The organism is Saccharothrix sabaoui, from assembly GCF_051756985.1.
Lineage (GTDB): Bacteria > Actinomycetota > Actinomycetes > Mycobacteriales > Pseudonocardiaceae > Actinosynnema.
Genome location: NZ_JBPKJK010000174.1, coordinates 1 through 18,293 on the forward strand (window position 1 = coordinate 1; position 18,293 = coordinate 18,293).

16 protein-coding genes and 2 pseudogenes are annotated in these 18,293 nt (G+C 74.6%); 6 read left to right on the forward strand and 12 right to left on the reverse strand.

Going from position 1 to position 18,293, the window contains the following annotated elements; genetic code table 11:
• Together ACR807_RS35180 and ACR807_RS35185 are read right to left on the reverse strand one after the other, a co-directional pair.
• The coding region (locus ACR807_RS35180) for an acyl-CoA reductase (RefSeq protein WP_438925821.1) at positions 1-1,361 on the reverse strand (1,361 nt) is incomplete at its 3' end.
• The gene (locus ACR807_RS35185) at positions 1,358-2,425 is read right to left on the reverse strand and encodes an acyl-CoA reductase (RefSeq protein ID WP_438925822.1); all 1,068 of its coding nucleotides are present in this window, start codon (positions 2,423-2,425) and stop codon (positions 1,358-1,360) included. The genes ACR807_RS35185 and ACR807_RS35180, both read right to left, overlap by 4 nt.
• A 222-nt stretch (positions 2,426-2,647) precedes the next feature.
• Between ACR807_RS35185 and ACR807_RS35190 the strand changes: the two genes are divergently transcribed.
• Positions 2,648-3,127, forward strand: a complete 480-nt coding sequence (locus ACR807_RS35190) for a GNAT family N-acetyltransferase (RefSeq protein ID WP_438925823.1) — start codon at positions 2,648-2,650, stop codon at positions 3,125-3,127.
• 30 nt (positions 3,128-3,157) lie between these two features.
• Here the strand turns inward: ACR807_RS35190 and ACR807_RS35195 are convergent, their stop codons facing one another.
• Complete coding sequence (locus ACR807_RS35195) at positions 3,158-4,033, reverse strand: AraC family transcriptional regulator (protein ID WP_438925824.1); 876 nt, start codon at positions 4,031-4,033, stop codon at positions 3,158-3,160.
• Positions 4,034-4,125: 92 nt separating this feature from the next.
• Here ACR807_RS35195 and ACR807_RS35200 point away from each other — a divergent pair, with 92 nt between their 5' ends.
• Positions 4,126-5,130 (forward strand): aldo/keto reductase, encoded by a 1,005-nt coding sequence (locus tag ACR807_RS35200; RefSeq protein WP_438925825.1) that lies wholly within the window; start codon positions 4,126-4,128, stop codon positions 5,128-5,130.
• Between the two features lie 69 nt (positions 5,131-5,199).
• Here ACR807_RS35200 and ACR807_RS35205 read toward each other — a convergent pair whose 3' ends face one another.
• A complete protein-coding gene (locus ACR807_RS35205; protein ID WP_438925826.1) occupies positions 5,200-5,970 on the reverse strand; it encodes a VOC family protein in 771 nt (256 codons plus the stop codon).
• A gap of 477 nt (positions 5,971-6,447) precedes the next feature.
• On the opposite strand from ACR807_RS35205, the gene ACR807_RS35210 reads away from it, so the two are divergent.
• Positions 6,448-8,274 carry a Crp/Fnr family transcriptional regulator gene (locus ACR807_RS35210; protein WP_438925827.1) on the forward strand — a complete coding sequence of 609 codons (1,827 nt, stop codon included), beginning with the start codon at positions 6,448-6,450 and terminating at the stop codon, positions 8,272-8,274.
• A 184-nt stretch (positions 8,275-8,458) separates the two neighbouring features.
• Here the strand turns inward: ACR807_RS35210 and ACR807_RS35215 are convergent, their stop codons facing one another.
• Both ACR807_RS35215 and ACR807_RS35220 read right to left on the reverse strand, forming a co-directional pair.
• Positions 8,459-9,676: an FAD-binding protein gene (locus ACR807_RS35215; protein ID WP_438925828.1), complete on the reverse strand. Its 1,218-nt coding sequence runs from the start codon at positions 9,674-9,676 to the stop codon at positions 8,459-8,461.
• 69 nt (positions 9,677-9,745) lie between these two features.
• Entirely contained in the window at positions 9,746-11,131 is a 1,386-nt protein-coding gene (locus tag ACR807_RS35220) for a CoA transferase (protein WP_438925829.1), read from the reverse strand.
• Between the two features lie 300 nt (positions 11,132-11,431).
• Between ACR807_RS35220 and ACR807_RS35225 the strand changes: the two genes are divergently transcribed.
• Entirely contained in the window at positions 11,432-12,469 is a 1,038-nt protein-coding gene (locus ACR807_RS35225; protein ID WP_438925830.1) for a Gfo/Idh/MocA family protein, read from the forward strand.
• 191 nt (positions 12,470-12,660) lie between these two features.
• Here ACR807_RS35225 and ACR807_RS35230 read toward each other — a convergent pair.
• The 4 genes and pseudogenes from ACR807_RS35230 to ACR807_RS35245 all read right to left on the reverse strand — a co-directional run.
• Positions 12,661-13,344 (reverse strand): annotated as a pseudogene (locus ACR807_RS35230) (endonuclease I family protein); the annotation flags it as partial.
• Positions 13,345-13,464: 120 nt separating this feature from the next.
• Positions 13,465-13,869: pseudogene (locus ACR807_RS35235) on the reverse strand (DUF6359 domain-containing protein); the annotation flags it as partial.
• Positions 13,870-14,262: 393 nt separating this feature from the next.
• Positions 14,263-14,748, reverse strand: a complete 486-nt coding sequence (locus ACR807_RS35240; protein ID WP_438925831.1) for a hemerythrin domain-containing protein — start codon at positions 14,746-14,748, stop codon at positions 14,263-14,265.
• 21 nt (positions 14,749-14,769) lie between these two features.
• Positions 14,770-15,531 (reverse strand): alpha/beta hydrolase, encoded by a 762-nt coding sequence (locus ACR807_RS35245; protein ID WP_438925832.1) that lies wholly within the window; start codon positions 15,529-15,531, stop codon positions 14,770-14,772.
• Between the two features lie 103 nt (positions 15,532-15,634).
• On the opposite strand from ACR807_RS35245, the gene ACR807_RS35250 reads away from it, so the two are divergent.
• Together ACR807_RS35250 and ACR807_RS35255 are read left to right on the forward strand one after the other, a co-directional pair.
• On the forward strand, positions 15,635-16,282 hold the full coding sequence (locus ACR807_RS35250) for a HemK2/MTQ2 family protein methyltransferase (RefSeq protein WP_438925833.1): 648 nt from the start codon (positions 15,635-15,637) through the stop codon (positions 16,280-16,282).
• On the forward strand, positions 16,266-16,457 hold the full coding sequence (locus ACR807_RS35255) for a CDGSH iron-sulfur domain-containing protein (protein ID WP_438925834.1): 192 nt from the start codon (positions 16,266-16,268) through the stop codon (positions 16,455-16,457). Before ACR807_RS35250 ends, ACR807_RS35255 begins: the two co-directional genes overlap by 17 nt.
• On the opposite strand, the gene ACR807_RS35260 is transcribed toward ACR807_RS35255, so the two are convergent.
• Positions 16,454-17,473: an iron-containing redox enzyme family protein gene (locus ACR807_RS35260; protein WP_438925835.1), complete on the reverse strand. Its 1,020-nt coding sequence runs from the start codon at positions 17,471-17,473 to the stop codon at positions 16,454-16,456. The genes ACR807_RS35255 and ACR807_RS35260 overlap by 4 nt on opposite strands.
• A gap of 9 nt (positions 17,474-17,482) precedes the next feature.
• Positions 17,483-18,293 (reverse strand): carboxylate-amine ligase (locus ACR807_RS35265; protein ID WP_438925836.1); only part of this gene is annotated, 811 nt, incomplete at its 5' end.

Genomic DNA, 18,293 nt, shown 5'->3' on the forward strand with positions numbered 1-18,293 from the left:
TCGGGGTGCAGCTCGACGTCGCACCAGCGGACCAGGCCGGCGATGCGCGGCCGTCCGTCGTGCAGCCAGGTGAAGCTCGCCGCGGTCATCGCGCCCGGCGCGCAGACCCGGCTCACGCCCAGCCCCGCCAGGTCGCCGGCGATGCGCACGGCCTCCTCGCCGACCGCGCCGAGGGCGACGTTCTGGAGGTGCTTCGCGTACGGCCGCACCTGCTCGACGGCGGCGTCGAGGTCGGGCACGGACACGATCCGCGCCACCCGGTTGCCCGAGCCGCTCAGCGGCAGCAGCACGTCGTCCAGCACGACCGTCCACTCCAGACCCTCGGGGGCCCAGACCTCGCTGTCGTCGGCGGTCGCGGCCCGCCACTCGGCGACCAGCCTGCGGCGCTGGAGCGCGGCGGCGTCGAGGTCGTCGATCGCCCCGGGCGGGCTGTCGGCGGCGGCGCGGCGCATGGCGTCGGACAGGTGCTGGGCGACCGCGCGGGCGTGCCCGGCCTGCACGAGGTACACCTGCGGGGACAGGCAGGCGTGCTGGTCGAAGTCGCTGCAGTCCTTGGCGATGCGGCGGGCGACCTCGGCGGGTCCGTGCAGCTCCACGTAGGAGTCGGCGACCACGCCGAAGGACAGCTTGTGGCCGTGCTCCTCGTAGACCTGGTGCGGCAGCACCCTGGCCCGGATCGCCGCGCACGCCTCGTCGCCGCCGTAGGCGATGACCGCGTCGGCCTGGCCGAGCGCGCCGTCGAGGGACTCGTGGTCGTCGCGGTCCCAGTAGGTGGCGACGACGGCGTCGGCCAGCACGGGCTCCACGTCGTGCAGGGTGCGCAGGAACGCGCCGGTGAAGTGCGGCTCCCTGGCCGGGACCTTGGCGATCACGCTCGCCTTGACCAGCAGCGCGCGCACCAGTGAGCGGGCGGGCAGGCCCGGCACGTTGCCGGAGAACACGGCGAGGACGGTGCGCGGGCCGATCGCGGTGGTGCCGCCGCGGAACCCGTCGAGCACCTCGGGGTCGCCCAGCTCGCGGGTCAGGGAGGCCAGCAGCGACTCGGCGCGCAGGCTGCCCAGCTCGGAGTCCAGGGCGCGGTCGATGGTCTCCTCGGACATGCCGGTGACCAGGGCGGCGTCGCGCACGGCGGCGCGGCGCTCGGCGAGGTCGCGCTTGGCCCACCGCTCGGCGGCGGTGTCGATCGCGGCGACGATGCGGCGCACGGGCAGCTCGCGCAGCCGTTCGCGGGCGGCGCGCAGGCCCTCGCCGAGGGCGGCCCAGTCGGTGGGCCTGGTGCCGCGCCACTCGTGCCCGTTGGCGCTGAGCACGAACGACGCGCCGCCGGGCCGCGCCCACGTCGGGGTCCAGGACACGCTCACGCGGCACCTCCGGTCATCTCGTCGAGGGTGAGGGAGCAGCCGCGGCTGGTGCTGCCCGCGATGCGGCCGGCGATGGCGACGCCCTCGGGGGTGGCGATGCCCAGGTCCCCGGTGAGCAGCACGTGCGGCCGGTCGAGGATGGACAGGTCGGTGATCTCCAGCAGGCCGGGGCCCTCGGTGGTGTGCTCGCGGGTGCGGGGGTCGCGCACCCGTGCGCCGCCGGCGGCGTGCGGCGCCTTGGGGCGTTCCCCGAGCGGGCCCACGGGGGTGTCGCTCGCGTCGTAGAGCTGGTTGGCCAGCTCGGTCATGCCGAAGATGTTGCCGAACCGCTCGACGCCGAAGAGCCGGCCGACGGTGGCGCGCAGCTCGGCGACGGTCATGACGCGGGACCGGCCCTTGAAGCCTCCCCCGTCGTACATCACCGACCCGGGCGGCAGCCGCCAGCTCCTGCCGCGCGCCTGGAGCGCGTCGCAGATGTTGACGAACGCGAAGGTCGCGCCGACGAGCACGACGGGCAGGCCCTCGGCGACGGCGGCGTCCAGTCGTCCTTCCAGCAGCGCGAAGTCGACGCCGTCCGCGCCGACGACGGCGGCGCTGAGCCGGGGGTCGCCGCACGCCTCGACGATGCGCGCCATGTCGAAGGCGATCGCCATGTCCGGCGCGGCCTCCTCGGTGGGCGCGAAGGCCAGCACGACGGGCCGGACCGGCTCGGTGGCGATCACGCGCCGCGCGCCGGCGGCGATGGCGATCCCCTTGAGCTCCAGCCCCGGCCGGGAGTAGCGGACGGCGCCGCGCGCGCTGCCGGTGGTGCCGCTGGTGCGGAACACGCGGACCACGGGCGCGTCGGGGAACAGGTGCGGCCCGCCGTCCTTGTAGGCGGCGTCGGGGACGCCCACGCCGTGACCGACCTGCTTCCAGTACCTGGCGACGTCGGGCGAGTTGGCCACGGCCAGCTCCACCAGCTGCTCGTGCAGGTCGAGGGGGTCGCCGACCTCGTCGGCGACGAGCAGTGCCATCTGTTCGAACAGCCGCGCGACGTGGGGGTCGTCGTGGGCAACAGTCATCGACTGCCTCCTGCGTTCATGGTCATCGTGACAGTCAGCCGACGTCGATCGCGGCCGACAAGATCCGTCCCCGGAACGCACTACCGCCGAACGGGGGTCCTCGGACGCCACAGGATGCCCCATGGAGGGTGCGGGTGGGACCGAAGTCCCGTGTTCCGCTGCGGTACCCGGAACGCGGAACCCGCCGGCCCCGGCCGTTCCGGTGGGCCACACTGGCCGACCGTGGACGTCGAACTGGCCCCCGCCGCGAAACCGGTCCTGGCCGCTCTCCTCCAGCTCTACCTGCACGACTTCTCGGAGGTGCGCCCGATGCGGTTGGGCGCCGACGGGACGTTCCCCTACCCCTACCTGGACGCGTACTTCGGCGGAGCGGAACGCGACGCGCGGCTGATCACGGTGTCCGGCGAGCCGGCCGGTTTCGCGATGGCGCGCGGGGACGTGCACGACGACGGCTCGTGGAACGTGGCGGAGTTCTTCGTGGTGCGCGGTCACCGGGGGACGGGCGTGGCGCGGGAGGCGGCGCGGCGGCTGTTCGCCCTGCGCCCCGGCGGGTGGACGTTGCGGTTCGACGACGCCAACCCGGGGGCGGCGGCGTTCTGGCGCGCGGTGGTGGCGTCGGTGGCCGTCGGGCCGGTGGTGGAGACGCGCCACACCGACCCGGCGCCCGCGACGGGTCTGCGGTTCCGGGTGGCCGGGGCCTGAGGGCGACCGCCGACCGGGACCGGCGGTCGGTCAGGGACGGCTGTCGGCGAGCCGGTCGCGCAGGCGGGCGGCGTCGCGCACCGGCGGCAGGCCGTAGGCGCGGCGGTACTCGCGGGTGAACTGGGTGGCGCTGGCGTAGCCGACGGCCTCGGCGGTGTGCGCCGCCGTGGTGTCGCCCGCCACCAGCAGGCGCCGTGCCTCCTGGAGGCGCAGGTGCTTCTGGAAGCGCAGCGGGCTCATGCCGGTGGTGGCCTTGAAGTGCCGGTGCAGGGTGGCCGGGCTCATGTGCGCGACCGCCGCGACCTGACCCACGGTGATGGGCTCGGTGAAGCGGGCGGCGATCCAGTCGGCCGCGGCGCGCACCCTGCTCAGGGCCGAGCCGGTGGCCGCGAACTGGCGCAGGGTCGGGCCGAGGGGGCTGCCGAGCAGGCGGTAGAGGACCTCGGTCTCGACGCGGGCGGCCAGCGGCCGGATGTCGTCGGGGGTGTCGAGCAGCCGCACCCAGCGGGTGACGGCGTCGACGAGCTCCGGGCTCATCGTGGCGGAGAGCTGCCCGGCGACCGGGGCGGCGGGGTCCTCGCCGTCGAGTTCGAGCAGCAGGTCGGCCAGGACGCCGCTGTCGAGGTGCAGCACGACCGAGCGGTACGGCACCTGCTCGAACACGGCGGTGACGGGCAGGTCGAGCGAGTTGAGGAACATGTCGCCGCGGCGCGCCAACCGGCTGCGCTCCCCCGTCACGGTGCGCTTGGCGCCCTCGGCGATGAAGCACACCATCGGCTCGTAGCGCAGGTCGAGGGGGTTGACCACCTCGTCGAGGGCGACCACGGTGAGGCGCGGCACGGCGGTGGAACCGGACCACAGGCCGTTGCGGTGGCGGCCCACGGCCGCGGCGAGCTGGTCGAGCACGGGCGCTCCGAACGGGACGGTGAGAGGATCGGGCAATCCTATGCGGTTCACGGCCCATGCCGGCGCGGCGGGCGGGCCCTAGCGTCGGTGGCATGACACAGCAGCGGAACCTGCCCACCCGGACGCTCGGCGCGCAGGGCCTGGAGGTCGGCGCGATCGGCCTGGGCACGATGGGCATGACCATGGCGTACGGCGCGGGCGACGAGGCGGACGGCGTCGCCACCATCCGCCGCGCCCACGAGCTGGGCGTCACCCTGTTCGACACCGCGGAGCTGTACGGCATGGGCACCGGCGACAACGAGCGGTTGCTGGGCCGGGCGGTGGCCGGGTTCCGGGACGAGGTCGTGCTGGCCACGAAGTTCGGCTTCGACCTGACCGACCCGGCGAACGTCGGCGCGAAGCTCGACAGCAGGCCCGAGCACATCCGCGAGGTCGCCGAGAACAGCCTGCGGCACCTGGGCACCGACCACGTCGACGTGCTCTACCAGCACCGGGTGGACCCGGACGTGCCGATCGAGGACGTGGCGGGCACGGTCGGCGAGCTGGTCGCCGAGGGCAAGGTGCGCTTCTTCGGGATGAGCGAGGCCGGGCCGGACGTGCTGCGGCGCGCGCACGCCGTGCACCCGGTGTCGGTGTTGCAGACCGAGTACTCGGTGTTCGAGCGCGCGGTCGAGGTCGAGGTGCTGCCGGTGGTGCGGGAGCTGGGCATCGGGTTCGTGCCGTACTCGCCGCTGGGCCGCGGGTTCCTCACCGGCGTGGTCAGGCCGGCCGCCGAGTACCCGGCGGACGACATGCGCAGCTGGGACGACCGGTGGCAGCCGGGCAACTACGAGCGCAACGCCGCCGCGGTCGCGGCGCTGACGGCGCTGGCGCGGGAGAAGGGCGCGACCGCGGCGCAGCTGGCGCTGGCGTGGCTGCTGGCGCAGGGCGAGGACGTGGTGCCGATCCCGGGCACGCGCAGCCCGGAGCGGCTGGCGGAGAACGTGGCGGCGGCGCGGGTGGTGCTGACGGAGGAGGACCTGGCGCGGGTGCGGGAGGTGCTGCCCCGGGGCGCGGCCGGCTCCCGCTACCCCGAGGCGATCATGCCGACCTGGTGAACCGGCAGGCCGGGCGGGTGGTCGGCCGGCCGGGCGGTCGGCCGGGCGGGTGGTCGGCCGGGCGGGTGGTCAGTCGGTCGAGCTGGTGATCACCGCGCAGCGCGCCCCGAACGGGTCCTCCAGCCACGCCATGCGACCCACGCCGGGGAGGTCGCCGGTGGGCAGCACGGCGCGACCGCCCAGGGCGGCGTTGCGCGAGACGGCGGCGTCGGTGTCGGTGACCTCGAAGTAGGGCAGCCAGTGCGCCTGCTGGCCCTCCTGGAGGTCGGCGATGCCGCCGAACGAGGAGTCGTCGTCGCCGTGCTCCGGCGTGAACACGGTGTAGTCGCCGTCGTCGGCGGGCACGGTGGTGACGGTCCAGCCGAACACGGAGCGGTAGAAGTCGTGCACGCCCGCCGGGTCGGGGGCCTGGAGCTCGACCCAGCCGAGGGAGCCGGGTCCGGTGACCTCGTCCAGCCCGGCGGTGTCGCGGGGCTGCCAGATCGCGAAGTCCGCGCCGCCGGGGTCGGTGAGCTGCGCCATGCGGCCGTTGCTGAACACGTCGAACGGCTCGACGCGCACCTCGCCGCCCGCCTCGGCCACGGCCCGCGCGGTGGCGTCGGCGTCGGCGGTGTGGAAGTACACCGTCCACGCCGACCGCGCGCCGTGCTCGGGGAGCGGTCCGACGGCGGCCACCGTGCGGCCGTCGTGCCGGAACACGCCGTACTCCCCCTCGGACGGCCCGAGCGGGTGGAAGGTCCACCCGAACACGCCGCGGTAGTGCCCGGCGGACCGGGTGACGTCCGGGCTGCCGAGGTCCACCCAGCTCGGGACGCCGGGGACGTAGTTCGTGGTGAGCACGGCCTGCACCCTCCTCCGGTCGGTACGCGCCCCACGCTAGACCCGGCGGGCGGGCGCGGACCCGGTCACGCTCGGCTTTCTTTCGAGTGAAGTTCCCCGCCCCGCCGGGGCGCGTCGGCGGCGCGGGAACGGGGTCGGCGCGATCGTGGCGCGACCGGTTCCGCGAATGGTCCGACCCGCGGCCCCCTACTATCGGAACTCATCGGTTCCCAATGGCAAGCTTGCGGAGTCGAACGTCGAACGACCTGGCCGCTTGCGCGGTTTTCCGCACTATTGCGGATTGGTTCGAATCATCCGACCATTCGTACCGTAACGATGTCATGGGCTGCGCTAACGAATGCCGGATGCCACCGATATCGCCGCTATGGACGACGATTCCACTCCGGCGGTACGAGTGACCGCACCCGAACGACGGAGCCCTGCGTCCGAACGCCTGCACCGCACCGTCGCGGACCGAGCAACCACCAGGGGTGCCGGATGAACAGCCGAATGGTCGAACTGGAAGCAGTGTTGTCACGTTCCGCGCCCGACCGGGCCGCGGCGCGGCGGCTGGCCGTGGAGCTGGCGCGCTCGCTGGACGCGGCGGGCACGCGGCGCGACGCGGACCGGCTGCTGCGCTGCGCCGCGGCGTTGACCCGGCTCGGCTCGGCCGACGCCGCGGACGCGCTGCTGGTGTCGATGCTCGCCCTGGTGGACCCGACGGGTCCCGAGGCGGCCCGGGTGCGCGACCAGCAGGCGCTGGTCTCCGTGGCCCGGGGTCGGGGCGGGTCGCGCGCGCGGGGCGAACACGGGCGGAACGGGCACGGCGCCGTGCGACCGGTACACCGGCGGGTGCCGGGCACGGTGTTCGGGCGCAGCGCCCCCCCGAGGCAGGTGCTCGGCGACTTCCTGGCCCCCTCGCCCGACCCGGTGGCGGTCGGGTCGGTCGCGGTGGCGGTCGAACGGGCGACGGCGACCGAGACCGGGGCCCTGGAGCTGGCACTCCAGCGCAACGCGGCGGTGCTGGGCGTCAACCACCCCCAGACGGTGGTGGTGCGGCTGGGCCTGATGACCGCGCGGTTCCGGATCGCCCGCGACCAGGGCGACACCGAGGAGCTGGCGGAGGCGCTGGCCGACCTGCGCGAGGCGACGGAGCGGGCGCTGAACTCGCTGGGCGCGCACCACCCCAGGGCGGTGGTGGCGCAGGCGAACCTGGCGTCGGCGGAGTTCGAGCTGGCGCGGGCGCACCGGTCGGCCGAGCGGGCGAGACCGGCGCTGACCAGCCTGCGCGCCGCCGCCGACCGCACCTCCACCAGGCTCGGCTCCGACCACCCGCACGCGGTGATCGCCACCGCGAACCTGGCGTCGGCGGAGCTGGAGCTGGCGCACGTGGAAGGCACGCGGGCGCAGACGCAGCGGCTGCTGGACGTGGTGCGCGACGCGGCGGGCCGGTCGGTGGCGGCGCTGGGCGCGGACCACCCGGCGGTGGTGGCGCTGGACGAGCAGCGGCGGGCCTGCGAGGCGCTGCTGTCGGGCGCCGGCCCGGACCCGTCGTTCGAGCGCGGCTACGCCTCGTTCGCCGACGCGGGCCGCTCGCTGGCCACCGCGAAGCCCGCGGCACCGGCGGCGCGGCAGGCGGTGGCGGTGACGCCGGAGTGGCCCACCGGCACGCTGCTGGCGCGGCTGCGCGAGACCAGCCGCCAGGAGCTGGTGAACCTGGGCACGACGGTGCGCTACGCCGCCGACCGGGAGATCATCGTGCAGGACGCGACCGACACGCACGCGTTCCTGCTGCTCGACGGCGTGGTGAAGGTGATGGTCTCGGACGAGGCCGGGGACACCGCGGTGCTGACCGTGCGGGTGGCGGGCGACCTGATCGGCGAGATGGCCGCGATGGACCACAAGCCGCGGTCGGCGACCATCGTGACCTGCGGCGACGTGGTGGCGAAGCTGATCACGAGCGCGGAGCTGCACAACTTCCTGCACCGCCGCAACGACGGGTTCGTGGAGCTGATCGGCGTGATCGACGACCAGCTGCGGTGGGCCAACCGGCGCCGGCGGGACTTCCTGTCGCACACCGCCGCCGAGCGGGTGGCGCGGGTGCTGGCGGAGATGGTCGGCGCGCACGGCAGGCAGGAGGTGGGCGGCTGGGTGCTGGGCATCCCGCTGACCAAGGTCGAGCTGGCCTCCATCGCCGGGATGAAGCCGCGCACGGCCGAGAAGGCGTTCGCCGACCTGCGCAAGGCCGGCGTGGTGGTCAGCCACCTGCGCCGCGACGTGGTGGTGCCCGACCTGGACGCGCTGCGCCGCTTCGCCCGGCTGTGAGGGCCGCGCGCGGCGGACCGGCCCCGGGCCGGGTGGCGGGTCGGTGTCCCGGTCCGCCACCCGGCCCGGAAGGGCCGCGCCGCCGTCGCACGCCCGCCGCACGAACCGCACCGGGTCGCCGACCCCCGGCGAGGTCGGGCACCTGACGCTGTGCCGGGTGACGAAGCACCGGCGACCCCCGCACTCATCCGGTGAACCACGCGTCGACCAGCGCGTTGCGGAACTTCCCGGCCGGGTCGAACCGGGCGCGCAACCGCTCGAAATCCGCGGCGCGCGGGTACCGCCCCGCGACGCCCGACGCCAGTGACACCTTCCCCCAGTGGGGCCGCGCGTCGAAGGGCCGCAGCACCCCCTCGACCCGCTCCAGCGCGCGCCGGACCCCCTCGGCGTCGGGCTTCCAGGTGAAGTGGAACGCCGCGCTGTCCCGCCCGTGCACGGTGCTCATCCACTGCCGGTCGGCGGCGACCGTCCTGACCTCGGAGGTCAGCAGCACCGGCACGACGACGTCGCGCACCTCCCGCAGCGCCCGCAGCACCTCCCCCGCGTGCTCCCGCGCGACGAAGAACTCCGACTGGAGCTCGTCGCCGACGCTGGGCGTGAAGTCCGCCCGGAAGTGCGGCAACCGCTCGTGCCAGGGACCGGGCACCCCGAGCTGCCGCGTGCAGTGGTGCGGCGGCTGCCCGTCCACCGGGTGCCGGGCCAGCGCCGCCTCCCGACCGTGCCCGAGCGGCGTGCGGGCGTCCCCCACCCGGTGCTTGGCGAACACCCGGGCGGTGTCCTGCCAGGTGGTGAAGGCGCTGACGCTGTAGGCGCCGCCGAAGACCGCGTCGAAGTCCTCCACGAGCACGTCGAAGGGCACGTCGTCGTACACGCGCTGCTCGACGTCGAAGGTGTCGACCACGTCCAGCTCGACGTGCGTGACGACCCCCAGGGAGCCGAACGCCACCACGGCCCCGTCGAACCCCTCGTCGCCGTCGCCGAGCGCCACCAGGTCCCCGTCGGCGGTGACCAGCTCGACCCGCCGGACCAGGCTCGCGAGCGAGGGCACGTCGTTGCCCGACCCGTGCGTGGCGGTGGCCGCGGCCCCGATGACCGAGATGTGCGGCAGCGACGGCATGGCCGGCAGCGCCACCCCGCGGGCCTGCGCCAACTCGGCGACGCGGGCCAACCGCATCCCGGCCCCGACGCGCACGACCCCGTCACCGACCTCGAACACCTCGGGCACGGCGTCGAGCGCGACGTGCGTCCCCGCGGTGTCGGCGACGGTGGAGAACGAGTGGCCCGTCCCGACCGCCCGCACGACGTCCGCGCCGGCCACCAGCCGCCGGACCTCCTCGACCGACGTCGGGTGCGCGGTGCGCGCGGCGGAGAAGGTGACGTTGCCTGCCCAGTTGGTGCTCACCGGCCGATTGTGCCCGAGCGGCCCCGAGCCGCGTCCCCGCCCGTCCCGCGCGGCGGGCCCGGAGGTGCGTCAGGCGAACTCCCACGGCGAGGTCGGCACCGCGCAGCCGTCGCGGGTGATCACGCGGGCGAAGCGGTCGTCGCGGGCGAGCGCGGCCAGGTCCGTGCGGACCTCGGCGGTGAGCGGGGCGGTGTCGCGGCGGGCCGCCCGGCTGTTCAACCGCGACGCCGCGCCCAGCAGGGAGGTGGTCACGACGTGGCCGGTGTCGGTCCTCGCGCGGTGGACGAGGGCCTCGACGACGCCGTGGGCGCAGACCACCGCGCCGTAGGTCTCGACGAGGGCCATCAGGGAGTCGGGGACGCCCGCGCGCGCCTGGGCGGCCGACTCGCCGACGGCGTGCGGGTGGCCGTCGAGGTGGCCCGCGGCGTGGGCCTGCACCAGACCCGGGTTGGCGCGGGCGGCGTCACGGGGGCGCAGGGGCGCCGCGCGGGGCGCCCAGTCGTGCAGCAGGACGTCGACGGCGGAGACGAGTTCGAGCAGTTCGCGCCGGCCGGCGACGGTGGCCTGGTCGACGCCCACGGAGCGCTTGCCGCGGTTGAGGGCGTGGAAGTGGGCGGACACGCCCGCGGCGCGGGGCGGGTCGTCCCGACGCGGGTCGCCACCGGGCGGTTCGACGCGGATGACGGTGGCACCCAGGTGGCGCAGGAGCTGACCCGCCAACGAGCCGTGCAGGCGGGTGCACGACTCCAGGACGACGAGGCCGGACAACGGGAAGCTGCCGGTCGCGGGGCGCAGCGGGTGCGGCGCGGGCGCCTGCGGGCGCAGGTCGCGCGCCGGCACGTGGTCCAGGACGCGGCGGGCGACCCGGACCAGCGGCACGCGGGTGGCGGCGGCGACGCGTTCGAGGAACTCCACGGGCGTGCGGGCGGCGACCGCGGTGAGGGCGGGCGGGAGCGGGCAGGTGGCGGTGGTGTGGCGCGGCGCGTAGGCGCGCCAGGCGACCCGGGCGGTGCGCGGCTCCACGCCCAGGGCGGTCCAGAAGCGCTGCCACGCCCCGGCGTCGGTGGTCTCGACCTCGAACGCGACGCCGTCGGCGGACACGAACGGGGGGCCGCCGACGTGGAAGGGGCCCTCGGGGTCGTCGGCGGTGGCGGTGGCCAGGTGGGGCGAGACGGCCAGCAGCGCGGCCTGCGCGACCGAGGTCCGCACCGCGCGCGGTGGCAGACCGCGCAGGTACCCGAGGCCGGCGGCGGCCACGCCGGTGGCGGCCAGCTCCGCGGCGACGACGGAGGCGTAGTCCAGGCCGAGCGGGGTGGGGCGGCCGAAGCGACGGCCGTGGACGTGCATGAGGCCGCAGGCGGCCTGGACGTCGAGCTCGCCGGCCAGCGGCAGGTCCACCGGGCCCGCCCAGGGCACGGCGGGCGCCGCGGGGCGGCGGGCGGTCCTGGTCGTCACGCGCACCCCCGGGGTCCGCGCGCGGACCGACAATGCGCCGGGACCATATCGGCGGGCACCCCGGGAAATGGCACCGATTTCGGGAAGAATGGAACGGTCAGCGCACTCACCTCCGCGGTCGTCGTTCCGGGGCCGAGCGTATGGCAGGCAACGGGGAGAGCCGCCGCACACCGACCAGTTCACTCTTCCTGGTCAACTCGCCGGACGCGTGTTGACAGTCCGGGCGCGATTAGGACAACGTCGAAGCGATCAATTCGATCGCTATTCACGATGCCTTCGAGACAAGACAGGGCTCATCTGGTGCGCACACTCGTCGTGGGTCTGGGCCGGGCGGGCGCGGAGCTGCACCTCCCGGCGCTGGCCAGGGCCAGGTCCTCGGTCCGGCAACTGTTCGACGACCGCCCGGTGGTCGCGTGCGACCCCCGCCGACCGCTCGCCGAACTACCCGGCGTCACGGTGGTGGGCGGCCTCGCCGAGGCCGCCGCGCTGCTCGACCCCGACGACGCGGTGGCGCACGTGTGCACACCGCCCGCCGTCCGCGCCGAGGTGGTCGCCGAACTGGCCGAACGCGGGTTCCGCAACATCGTCGTGGAGAAACCGCTGGCCGCCGACACCGACGAGCTCGCGCGGGTCACCCGGCTGCGCCGCCGCCACGGGCTGCGGATCGCCGTGGTCGAACCGTGGCTGACCAGCGCGCTGGCCGAACGGCTGGTGAACCTGGTGCGCGGCGGGTCGCTCGGCGAACCGCGGTCGGTGTCGATGGAGCTGAACAAACCCAGGTTCCACCGCACGCTGACCGCACCGGACCGGTCCACGGCCTTCGACGTGGAACTGCCGCACGGCGTGGGCCTGGCGCTGCGGCTGGCGGGCAGCGCCCGGGTCACCCACGCGGCCGGGTTCGACATGGTCGTGGGCGAGGCGGTGGCGCCCCGGATGGGCGGGGCGCGCATCGGGCTGCGGCACAACAGCGGGGTGCGCACGGAGATCTGCTCGGACCTCACCTCACCGGTGCGGGAGCGGCGGATCACGGTCGAGTTCGAGCGGGGCAGCGCGGTCGGGCACTTCGCGGTCTGCGACGACGACGACCACGCACAGCTCACCGTGCTGGTGAACGGGCACCGCGAGCACGTGGTCATGCGCGACGACGCCCTGACCGAATGGGTGATCCGCGCCTACCGCCTGTTCCACGGCACCGGCGACCAGCACGCGCGGGGGTTCGCCTTCGCCACGGACGTGGTGCAGTTGCTGTCGGTGGCCAAGAACATCTGCGCGGAACCCGTGATTCCCGCCGCACGGGGTGAATCGACGCCCGGCCGGGTGGCGGCCCGGTTGCGGTGATCCGCTTTCCGCGACCAATGGCCACGGAACCGAAAACGCCACCGACCGGAACGACGCGATTCGCGTTCTCCCCGCCGGAACCGCAATCCTGCGGCGCCGACCGCGCAATTGGCGCGCGACACCCGTGAACCGCACCCGCCCGCCGCCCGGCCCCCGCGAACACGGGAACCGGGCGGCGGCCCGACGGGCACTCAGCCCCAGATCGACGACGCCCACTCCGGGTGGTCGACGAACGGGTTGCGGTTGTGCTGGAAGCTGTCGTAGATCACCTGGTTGCGCCGCTTCTCGAACGCGTCCGGCGGGTCCTGCGCGTTCCACCGCAGCAGCACCGACAACCGACCGTGGTACGGCGCGGTCCCGTTGCTCACGCTGTCGTTCAGCTCCAGGTCCGGCCAGCCGTCACCGCCCTCGTAACGCACCGCCATGTAGAACAGCATCCGCGCCACGTCGCCCTTCACCGCGTCGCGCGGCTCCCACGAGTCACCGTCCGTGTAGTTGCCCGGCGCCTCGCCCGCCGCCGAACCACCCGTGTCGAAGTCCTTGTTCCCCCGGTTCGCGTTGACCGACACGTCCTCCGGACGCAGGTGGTGCACGTCGGTGCCCGGACCGGTCGCCGTGCCGAAGTCGCCGTGCGACTTCGCCCAGACGTGCTCGCGGTTCCAGTCGTCCGCGTCACCGCCGTTGGTCGTCTTCGACTGCGACCGCCCCGAGTACAGCAGGACCACGTTCGCGCTGTTGGCCGGGTCCTGGTCGGTGACCTTCAACGCCTCCCACACCTGGTCGTAGGACAGCTTGGTCTGCGTCCTGACGATCCCGTTGAGCGCGGTCTTCAACGCCGACCCCGACTTGCCGATCGCGTTGCGGTAGTACGTGTCGTCGTACCCGCCACCGGGCGCCGACGTCGTGGTCGTCGGCCGCGTCGCGGTCGTCGTGGTCGTCGTGGTCGTGGTCGTGGTCGTGGTCGTCGTCGGCGAGGTCCCCGCGAACGCGAACGCGGTCGGCGACGTCAGCCCGGGGTGCGCGAAGTACGCCCCCAGCGAACCGGTCACGTCGACCTGCCGCCCCATCAGCGACGGGTTGCTCCGCAACCCCCACTGGGCCCGGAACGACGACGTGACCTGCACGTACAACATCTGGCCGGTGGACGTCTGGGACGGCGAGTCCGCCAGCGCCAGCGCGTAGTCGGACGGGAAGCCCGACCGCACCACCGTGGTGGTCGCGGTGGGCTGCCCCACGACGTACCCGCGCACGGTCGCCGACGCGCCGTTCTGCTGCGCGACCGCCTGGGCGACGGTGATCGGCGCGGCACCGACCGCGGTGCTCGGGACCAACAGGGCCGTGGCGACCGCCGCGACCGCTACGACGAAGGCAAGGGGATGCAGCAGGGATGTGTGTCGCACGATTGGGTGTCTCCTCCCCGAGTGCGGCGTCGCAGGGTGGCCGCACTCGGGGAGGATCGCATAAAAATCAACACCTCAGAGTGAATTGATCACCACGCATTGTTGACCAACCACCGAACTGTTGACATACCTCTCACGCCAGGAACAACACCGACTTCGACGCGCTCACCGCCGAGACGACCGGATGCAACGCACCCACCGCACCCGGCAACCGCACCGCCGGCGACAACCACACCGTTGACATCTTTTGGTCAACACTGAAGAAATAGGGACCAGTGGTACGAGTTCGTCACCGAACGCCAGGGCCACCCCGGCCCACCCGAGCGGCAGTTCCGGCGACCGACCCCTGTGGCTCTGCTTCCACGGCGAGAACACCACCACCGGCGCGACCGGCTACCGGGGCACCTCGGTCGCCCGGCCGACCAGCTCGGCGTCCGCCGCGCCGAGCTTCCCGGTCAGGCCCGACAGCGCGGCGGCGACCTTGCGCTCCTCGTAGGTGAAGTGCGTCTCCAGCAGCGCGGCCACGCCGGCGACCTCCGCGCGCAGCGCCGCGCGAGCACGCTCGTCGTCACCCGCCTCCTCGACCAGGCGGGTGAGGGCGGCGAGCGCGTCGGCCACGATCCGGTGGTCGCGGGCGAGTTCGTCGAGGACCGACCGCAGCTCCGGGTGCTCCCGCGCGAGCACGGGGAACGCGCCCTCGTCCTCGGCGGTGTGGTGGCGGGTCACGGCGGCGCAGAACGACAGGCAGTGCGCGCGCAGGTCGCGCAGGTCGGACGCGGTGAGGTGCTCGCCCAGGTCGCCGAGGCGCTCGCGCAGCGCGACGTGCACCTGGACGAGCTGGTTGCCGAACGCGACGAGCCGGGCGGGTGGTTCGACCACGTCGGCGATCCTCCCACGTGCTCAGCCCGCCAGGGACACCGGTTCCCGGGTCCTCGCCCACTCCGCCAGGCGCGGCGCGAGCAGCTCGTAGAGGTGCGGGTCCAGGGCCATGCCGGTGTGCGTGCTGCCCACCTCGACGCACTCGGCGCACGGGTCGGCGCACAGCGCGGGCGGCGCGATGACGTCGTTGCGCGAGCAGAACGCCAGCGCGGGCACGTCCAGCGGGCGGCCCAGGGCGGTGGAGTTGGTGTCGTAGCACGGTCCGGCGAAGCAGTCCTCGTCCAGCAGGCCGGGCAGGCCGGCGGCGGAGAGGCGGGCCAGGGTGCGGGCCACCCGGAGCACGCTGGGGTGCGCGCCGAGGGTGTCCAGGACGGGGCTGGCGAGCATCACCAGGCCGCGCACGAGTTCCGGCCGGCGCACGGCCAGCAGGCGGCCCAGCCCGCCGCCGCGGCTCTGCCCGAACAGGACCACCGGACCGCCGGTGGCCTCGTGGTGGGCCTCCAGCCGCTGTTCGAGGCGGTCCACCAGCTCGGTGGTGCACCCGACGTTGAGGCCGATGCGGGCGCCGGTCGGCACGTAGCCGCGGGCGCGGAGCCAGGTCGCGGTCAGCCGCAGGCTCAGGTCGCCGAAGCCGAACCCGGGCACGAGCAGCACGCCGGTGCCGCGGCCCTGGTCGGGGTCGGCGTCGCGCCACGCGGGGTGCGACAGCAGGCGCGGGATGCCGAGCACGGCCAGGAGGACCTGTTCCCTGGCCATGGCGCGGGCGGACTCGACGACGCCCATGGGGCACCTCCTCTCCCGGGGAAGAAGGGTTCCCGGTCTGGGGTCGGTGAACCCTCGTGCGCCGGCCCCGTTTGTCGGGGAAAATGGTGGGAACCACACTCCTATGTGGATGTGGAGGCCGCCGGGGGTCTACCGGCCGCAGGACGACACGTGGCTGATGGTGGAGGCCCTGGCCGACGCGGGCGTACCGCGCGGTGGACGGGCGCTGGACGTGTGCACGGGTACCGGCGCGCTCGCGGTCGCCGCGGCGCGGGCCGGTGCGAAAGAGGTGACGGCGGTGGACCGGTGCCGCCGGGCGGTGCTGGCGGCCCAGGTCAACGGCGCGCTGCGGGGGGTGCGGGTCAAGGCGCGGCACGGCGACTTCGGCGATCTCGTCGGGGAGGACCGCTACGACCTGATCACGGCCAACCCGCCGTACGTGCCCAGCGTCGGCGTGCCCGACACGGGGCCGGCGCGCGCCTGGGACGCGGGGCTGAGGGGCCGCGCGGTGCTCGACCGGCTGTGCGCGGTGATGCCGCTGCTGCTGGCGGACAAGGGGGTCGGGCTGATCGTGCACTCGACGCTCTGCGACTCCGACACCACGCTGCACCAGCTGCGCGGCGGCGGGCTCAAGGCGTCGGTCGTCGCGCGCCGCACGATCCCGTTCGGACCGGTGATGCGCTCGCGCGCCCGGTGGCTGGAGGAGCAGGGGCTGATCGCGCCCGGTCAGACCGAGGAGGAGCTGGTGGTGGTCCGTGCCGACGCCGCGTGACGCGCGCAAGGTGACCGTCGTGCCCGGTGGGCCCCTCCTGGTGGAGGGGCCGGTCGAGGTGGAGCTGGACGACGGGACGGTGGTCGAGTCAGACCGGTTCCTCGTCGCGGTGTGCTCGTGCCGCCGCAGCAAGCGCTACCCGCTCTGCGACACGAGCCACCGCAAACGCCGTTAGGCGTCCTGGTCGTGCTCGGGAAGGGGCAGTCGCAACGCCGACTGCCCCTTCCGCCACGCGCCCAGCAGGTGCTCGCCCAGGCGCGCTTCCAGCAGCTCGGTCGCCTGCACGCCGAACACGACCGACTCGGTCAGTTCCGGCTCGTGGTCGAGCAGGTCCCCGATCACGTCCCGGCGCATCACCTGTTCGTGGACCGCGTCGGCCTCGACGTGCTCGGTGTAGAACTCCACGCAGTCGGGGTGCGCGCCCAGCCGCGTCAACGCCTTGGCCATCCGGGCGGCGCTGGGCGCGGTGGTGATCTCGGCGGCGGCGAAGTGGCCGACCAGCGCACCGCGCAGCGACCGGTGCAGCCCGCACAGCGACATGAGGTTCACCGTGGCCAGCACGACCGCGGGCGCCTGCTCCAGGTACCCCAGGTAGCGGTCGGACAGGCCGGCGCCGAGGAGCAGGTTCCCGAACAGGCGCGAGTGCATCCGGTCGCCGCGCCCGCCGCCGAACTCGTCGAACTCCACCGCCACCAGCGCCGCCTTGGCCCGGCCCCGCAGCCGGGGGATCACCCAGGCGTGCGGGTCGGCCTCCTTCAGGTGGTAGATCGAGCGCAGGGCGAAGAACTCCCGCACCTGCCACCACTCCCCCTCGTCCTTGAGGAAGTGGCTGACGCCGGTGCCCTCGACCGGTTCGACCAGCAGTTCGTCCAGCACGCCGGTGATGTCGGCGCCGCCGGGCACGTCGGCGCGCAGCGCGTCGAGGAACGCCGTCTCCAGCAGGCCCCGGAACCTGATCAGCTCCGGGTCCCACTCCCAGTCGTCGGTGACGCCCTCGAAGCCCTGGTAGTGCAGCTCGTAGCACAGGTGCAGGGCCAGTTGCAGGTCCTCGCCGTACGGGTCGGCCGCCACCGACGACGGCAGCGCGACGGCCGGCGGCGTGCCGCGCAGGGCGCCGAGGACGGCTTCCGACAACGGCCCGCGCGGCGCGGGGAGCACGGCCGACTCGACGGCCCGGTCCACAGTGGTCATGCGCGTGGATTACCCGGTTCCGGCCTCGATGCACGTGATCGCGGCCGCTTCCGGGGAACCGGCCCGCCGCTGCCGCCGCGCCCCGTTGCCGTCGGCGAGCACGCGGTCCACCAGCGACCGCACCAGCGCGCGGTCGTCGCCCAGCGCGTCGGACACGTGGTCGAGCAGCGCCGCCAGCAGCGCGGTGGCGGGCACGCGCCGCGCGGTCAGCGGGTCGACGCCGTCGCCGTCGAGCCCGTACCGCGCGGCCGACCACACCGCCGCCGCCAGCACCTGCCCGTCCAGCTCCGGCGCGGCGTCGTCGGGCGTCGCGCGCACGAGCGCCCTGGTCAGCGCCGCCTGGAGCACGGCCTCGGCCGCGGTGGCGGCCCCGTCCGCGACCCGCACCTCGACGGTGGGGTACCGCGGCGACGGCCGGGCGAACCAGAACGTCTGGCTCGCGTCGACCAGCACGCCGAGGTCGACCAGGCGGGCCACGGCGGTGTCGTGCGCGGCGGCGTCCGCGAAGCGCGGCGTGACCCCCGAGCCGGGGAACTTCGACTGCTCCACGATCCGCCAGCTCGCGTAGCCGGTGTCGCGCCCCGCCCAGAACGGGGAGTTCGCGCCCAGCGCCAGCAGCGTCGGCAGCCACCGCCGCAGGTGGTTGACCACGTGCACGGCGGTGTCCCGGTCGGGCACGCCGACGTGCACGTGGCAGCCGTTGCTCTGGTAGTCGGTCACCTGGGCGCGGAACAGCTCCTCCACCCGCCCGTACCGGCCGCCGGGGGCGAACCCCGGCGCCGGGTCGGCCAGGGGCGGCGTCCCCGAGGCGAGCAGCCGC

Bases quoted from the DNA above. Each gene is read 5' to 3' on its own strand.
- ACR807_RS35200 (WP_438925825.1), top strand. From the start codon at position 4,126: ATGACACAGCAGCGGAACCTGCCCACCCGGACGCTCGGCGCGCAGGGC.
- ACR807_RS35260 (WP_438925835.1), bottom strand. From the start codon at position 17,473: ATGACCACTGTGGACCGGGCCGTCGAGTCGGCCGTGCTCCCCGCGCCG.
- ACR807_RS35185 (WP_438925822.1), bottom strand. From the start codon at position 2,425: ATGACTGTTGCCCACGACGACCCCCACGTCGCGCGGCTGTTCGAACAG.
- ACR807_RS35210 (WP_438925827.1), top strand. From the start codon at position 6,448: ATGAACAGCCGAATGGTCGAACTGGAAGCAGTGTTGTCACGTTCCGCG.
- ACR807_RS35245 (WP_438925832.1), bottom strand. From the start codon at position 15,531: ATGGGCGTCGTCGAGTCCGCCCGCGCCATGGCCAGGGAACAGGTCCTC.
- ACR807_RS35250 (WP_438925833.1), top strand. From the start codon at position 15,635: ATGTGGATGTGGAGGCCGCCGGGGGTCTACCGGCCGCAGGACGACACG.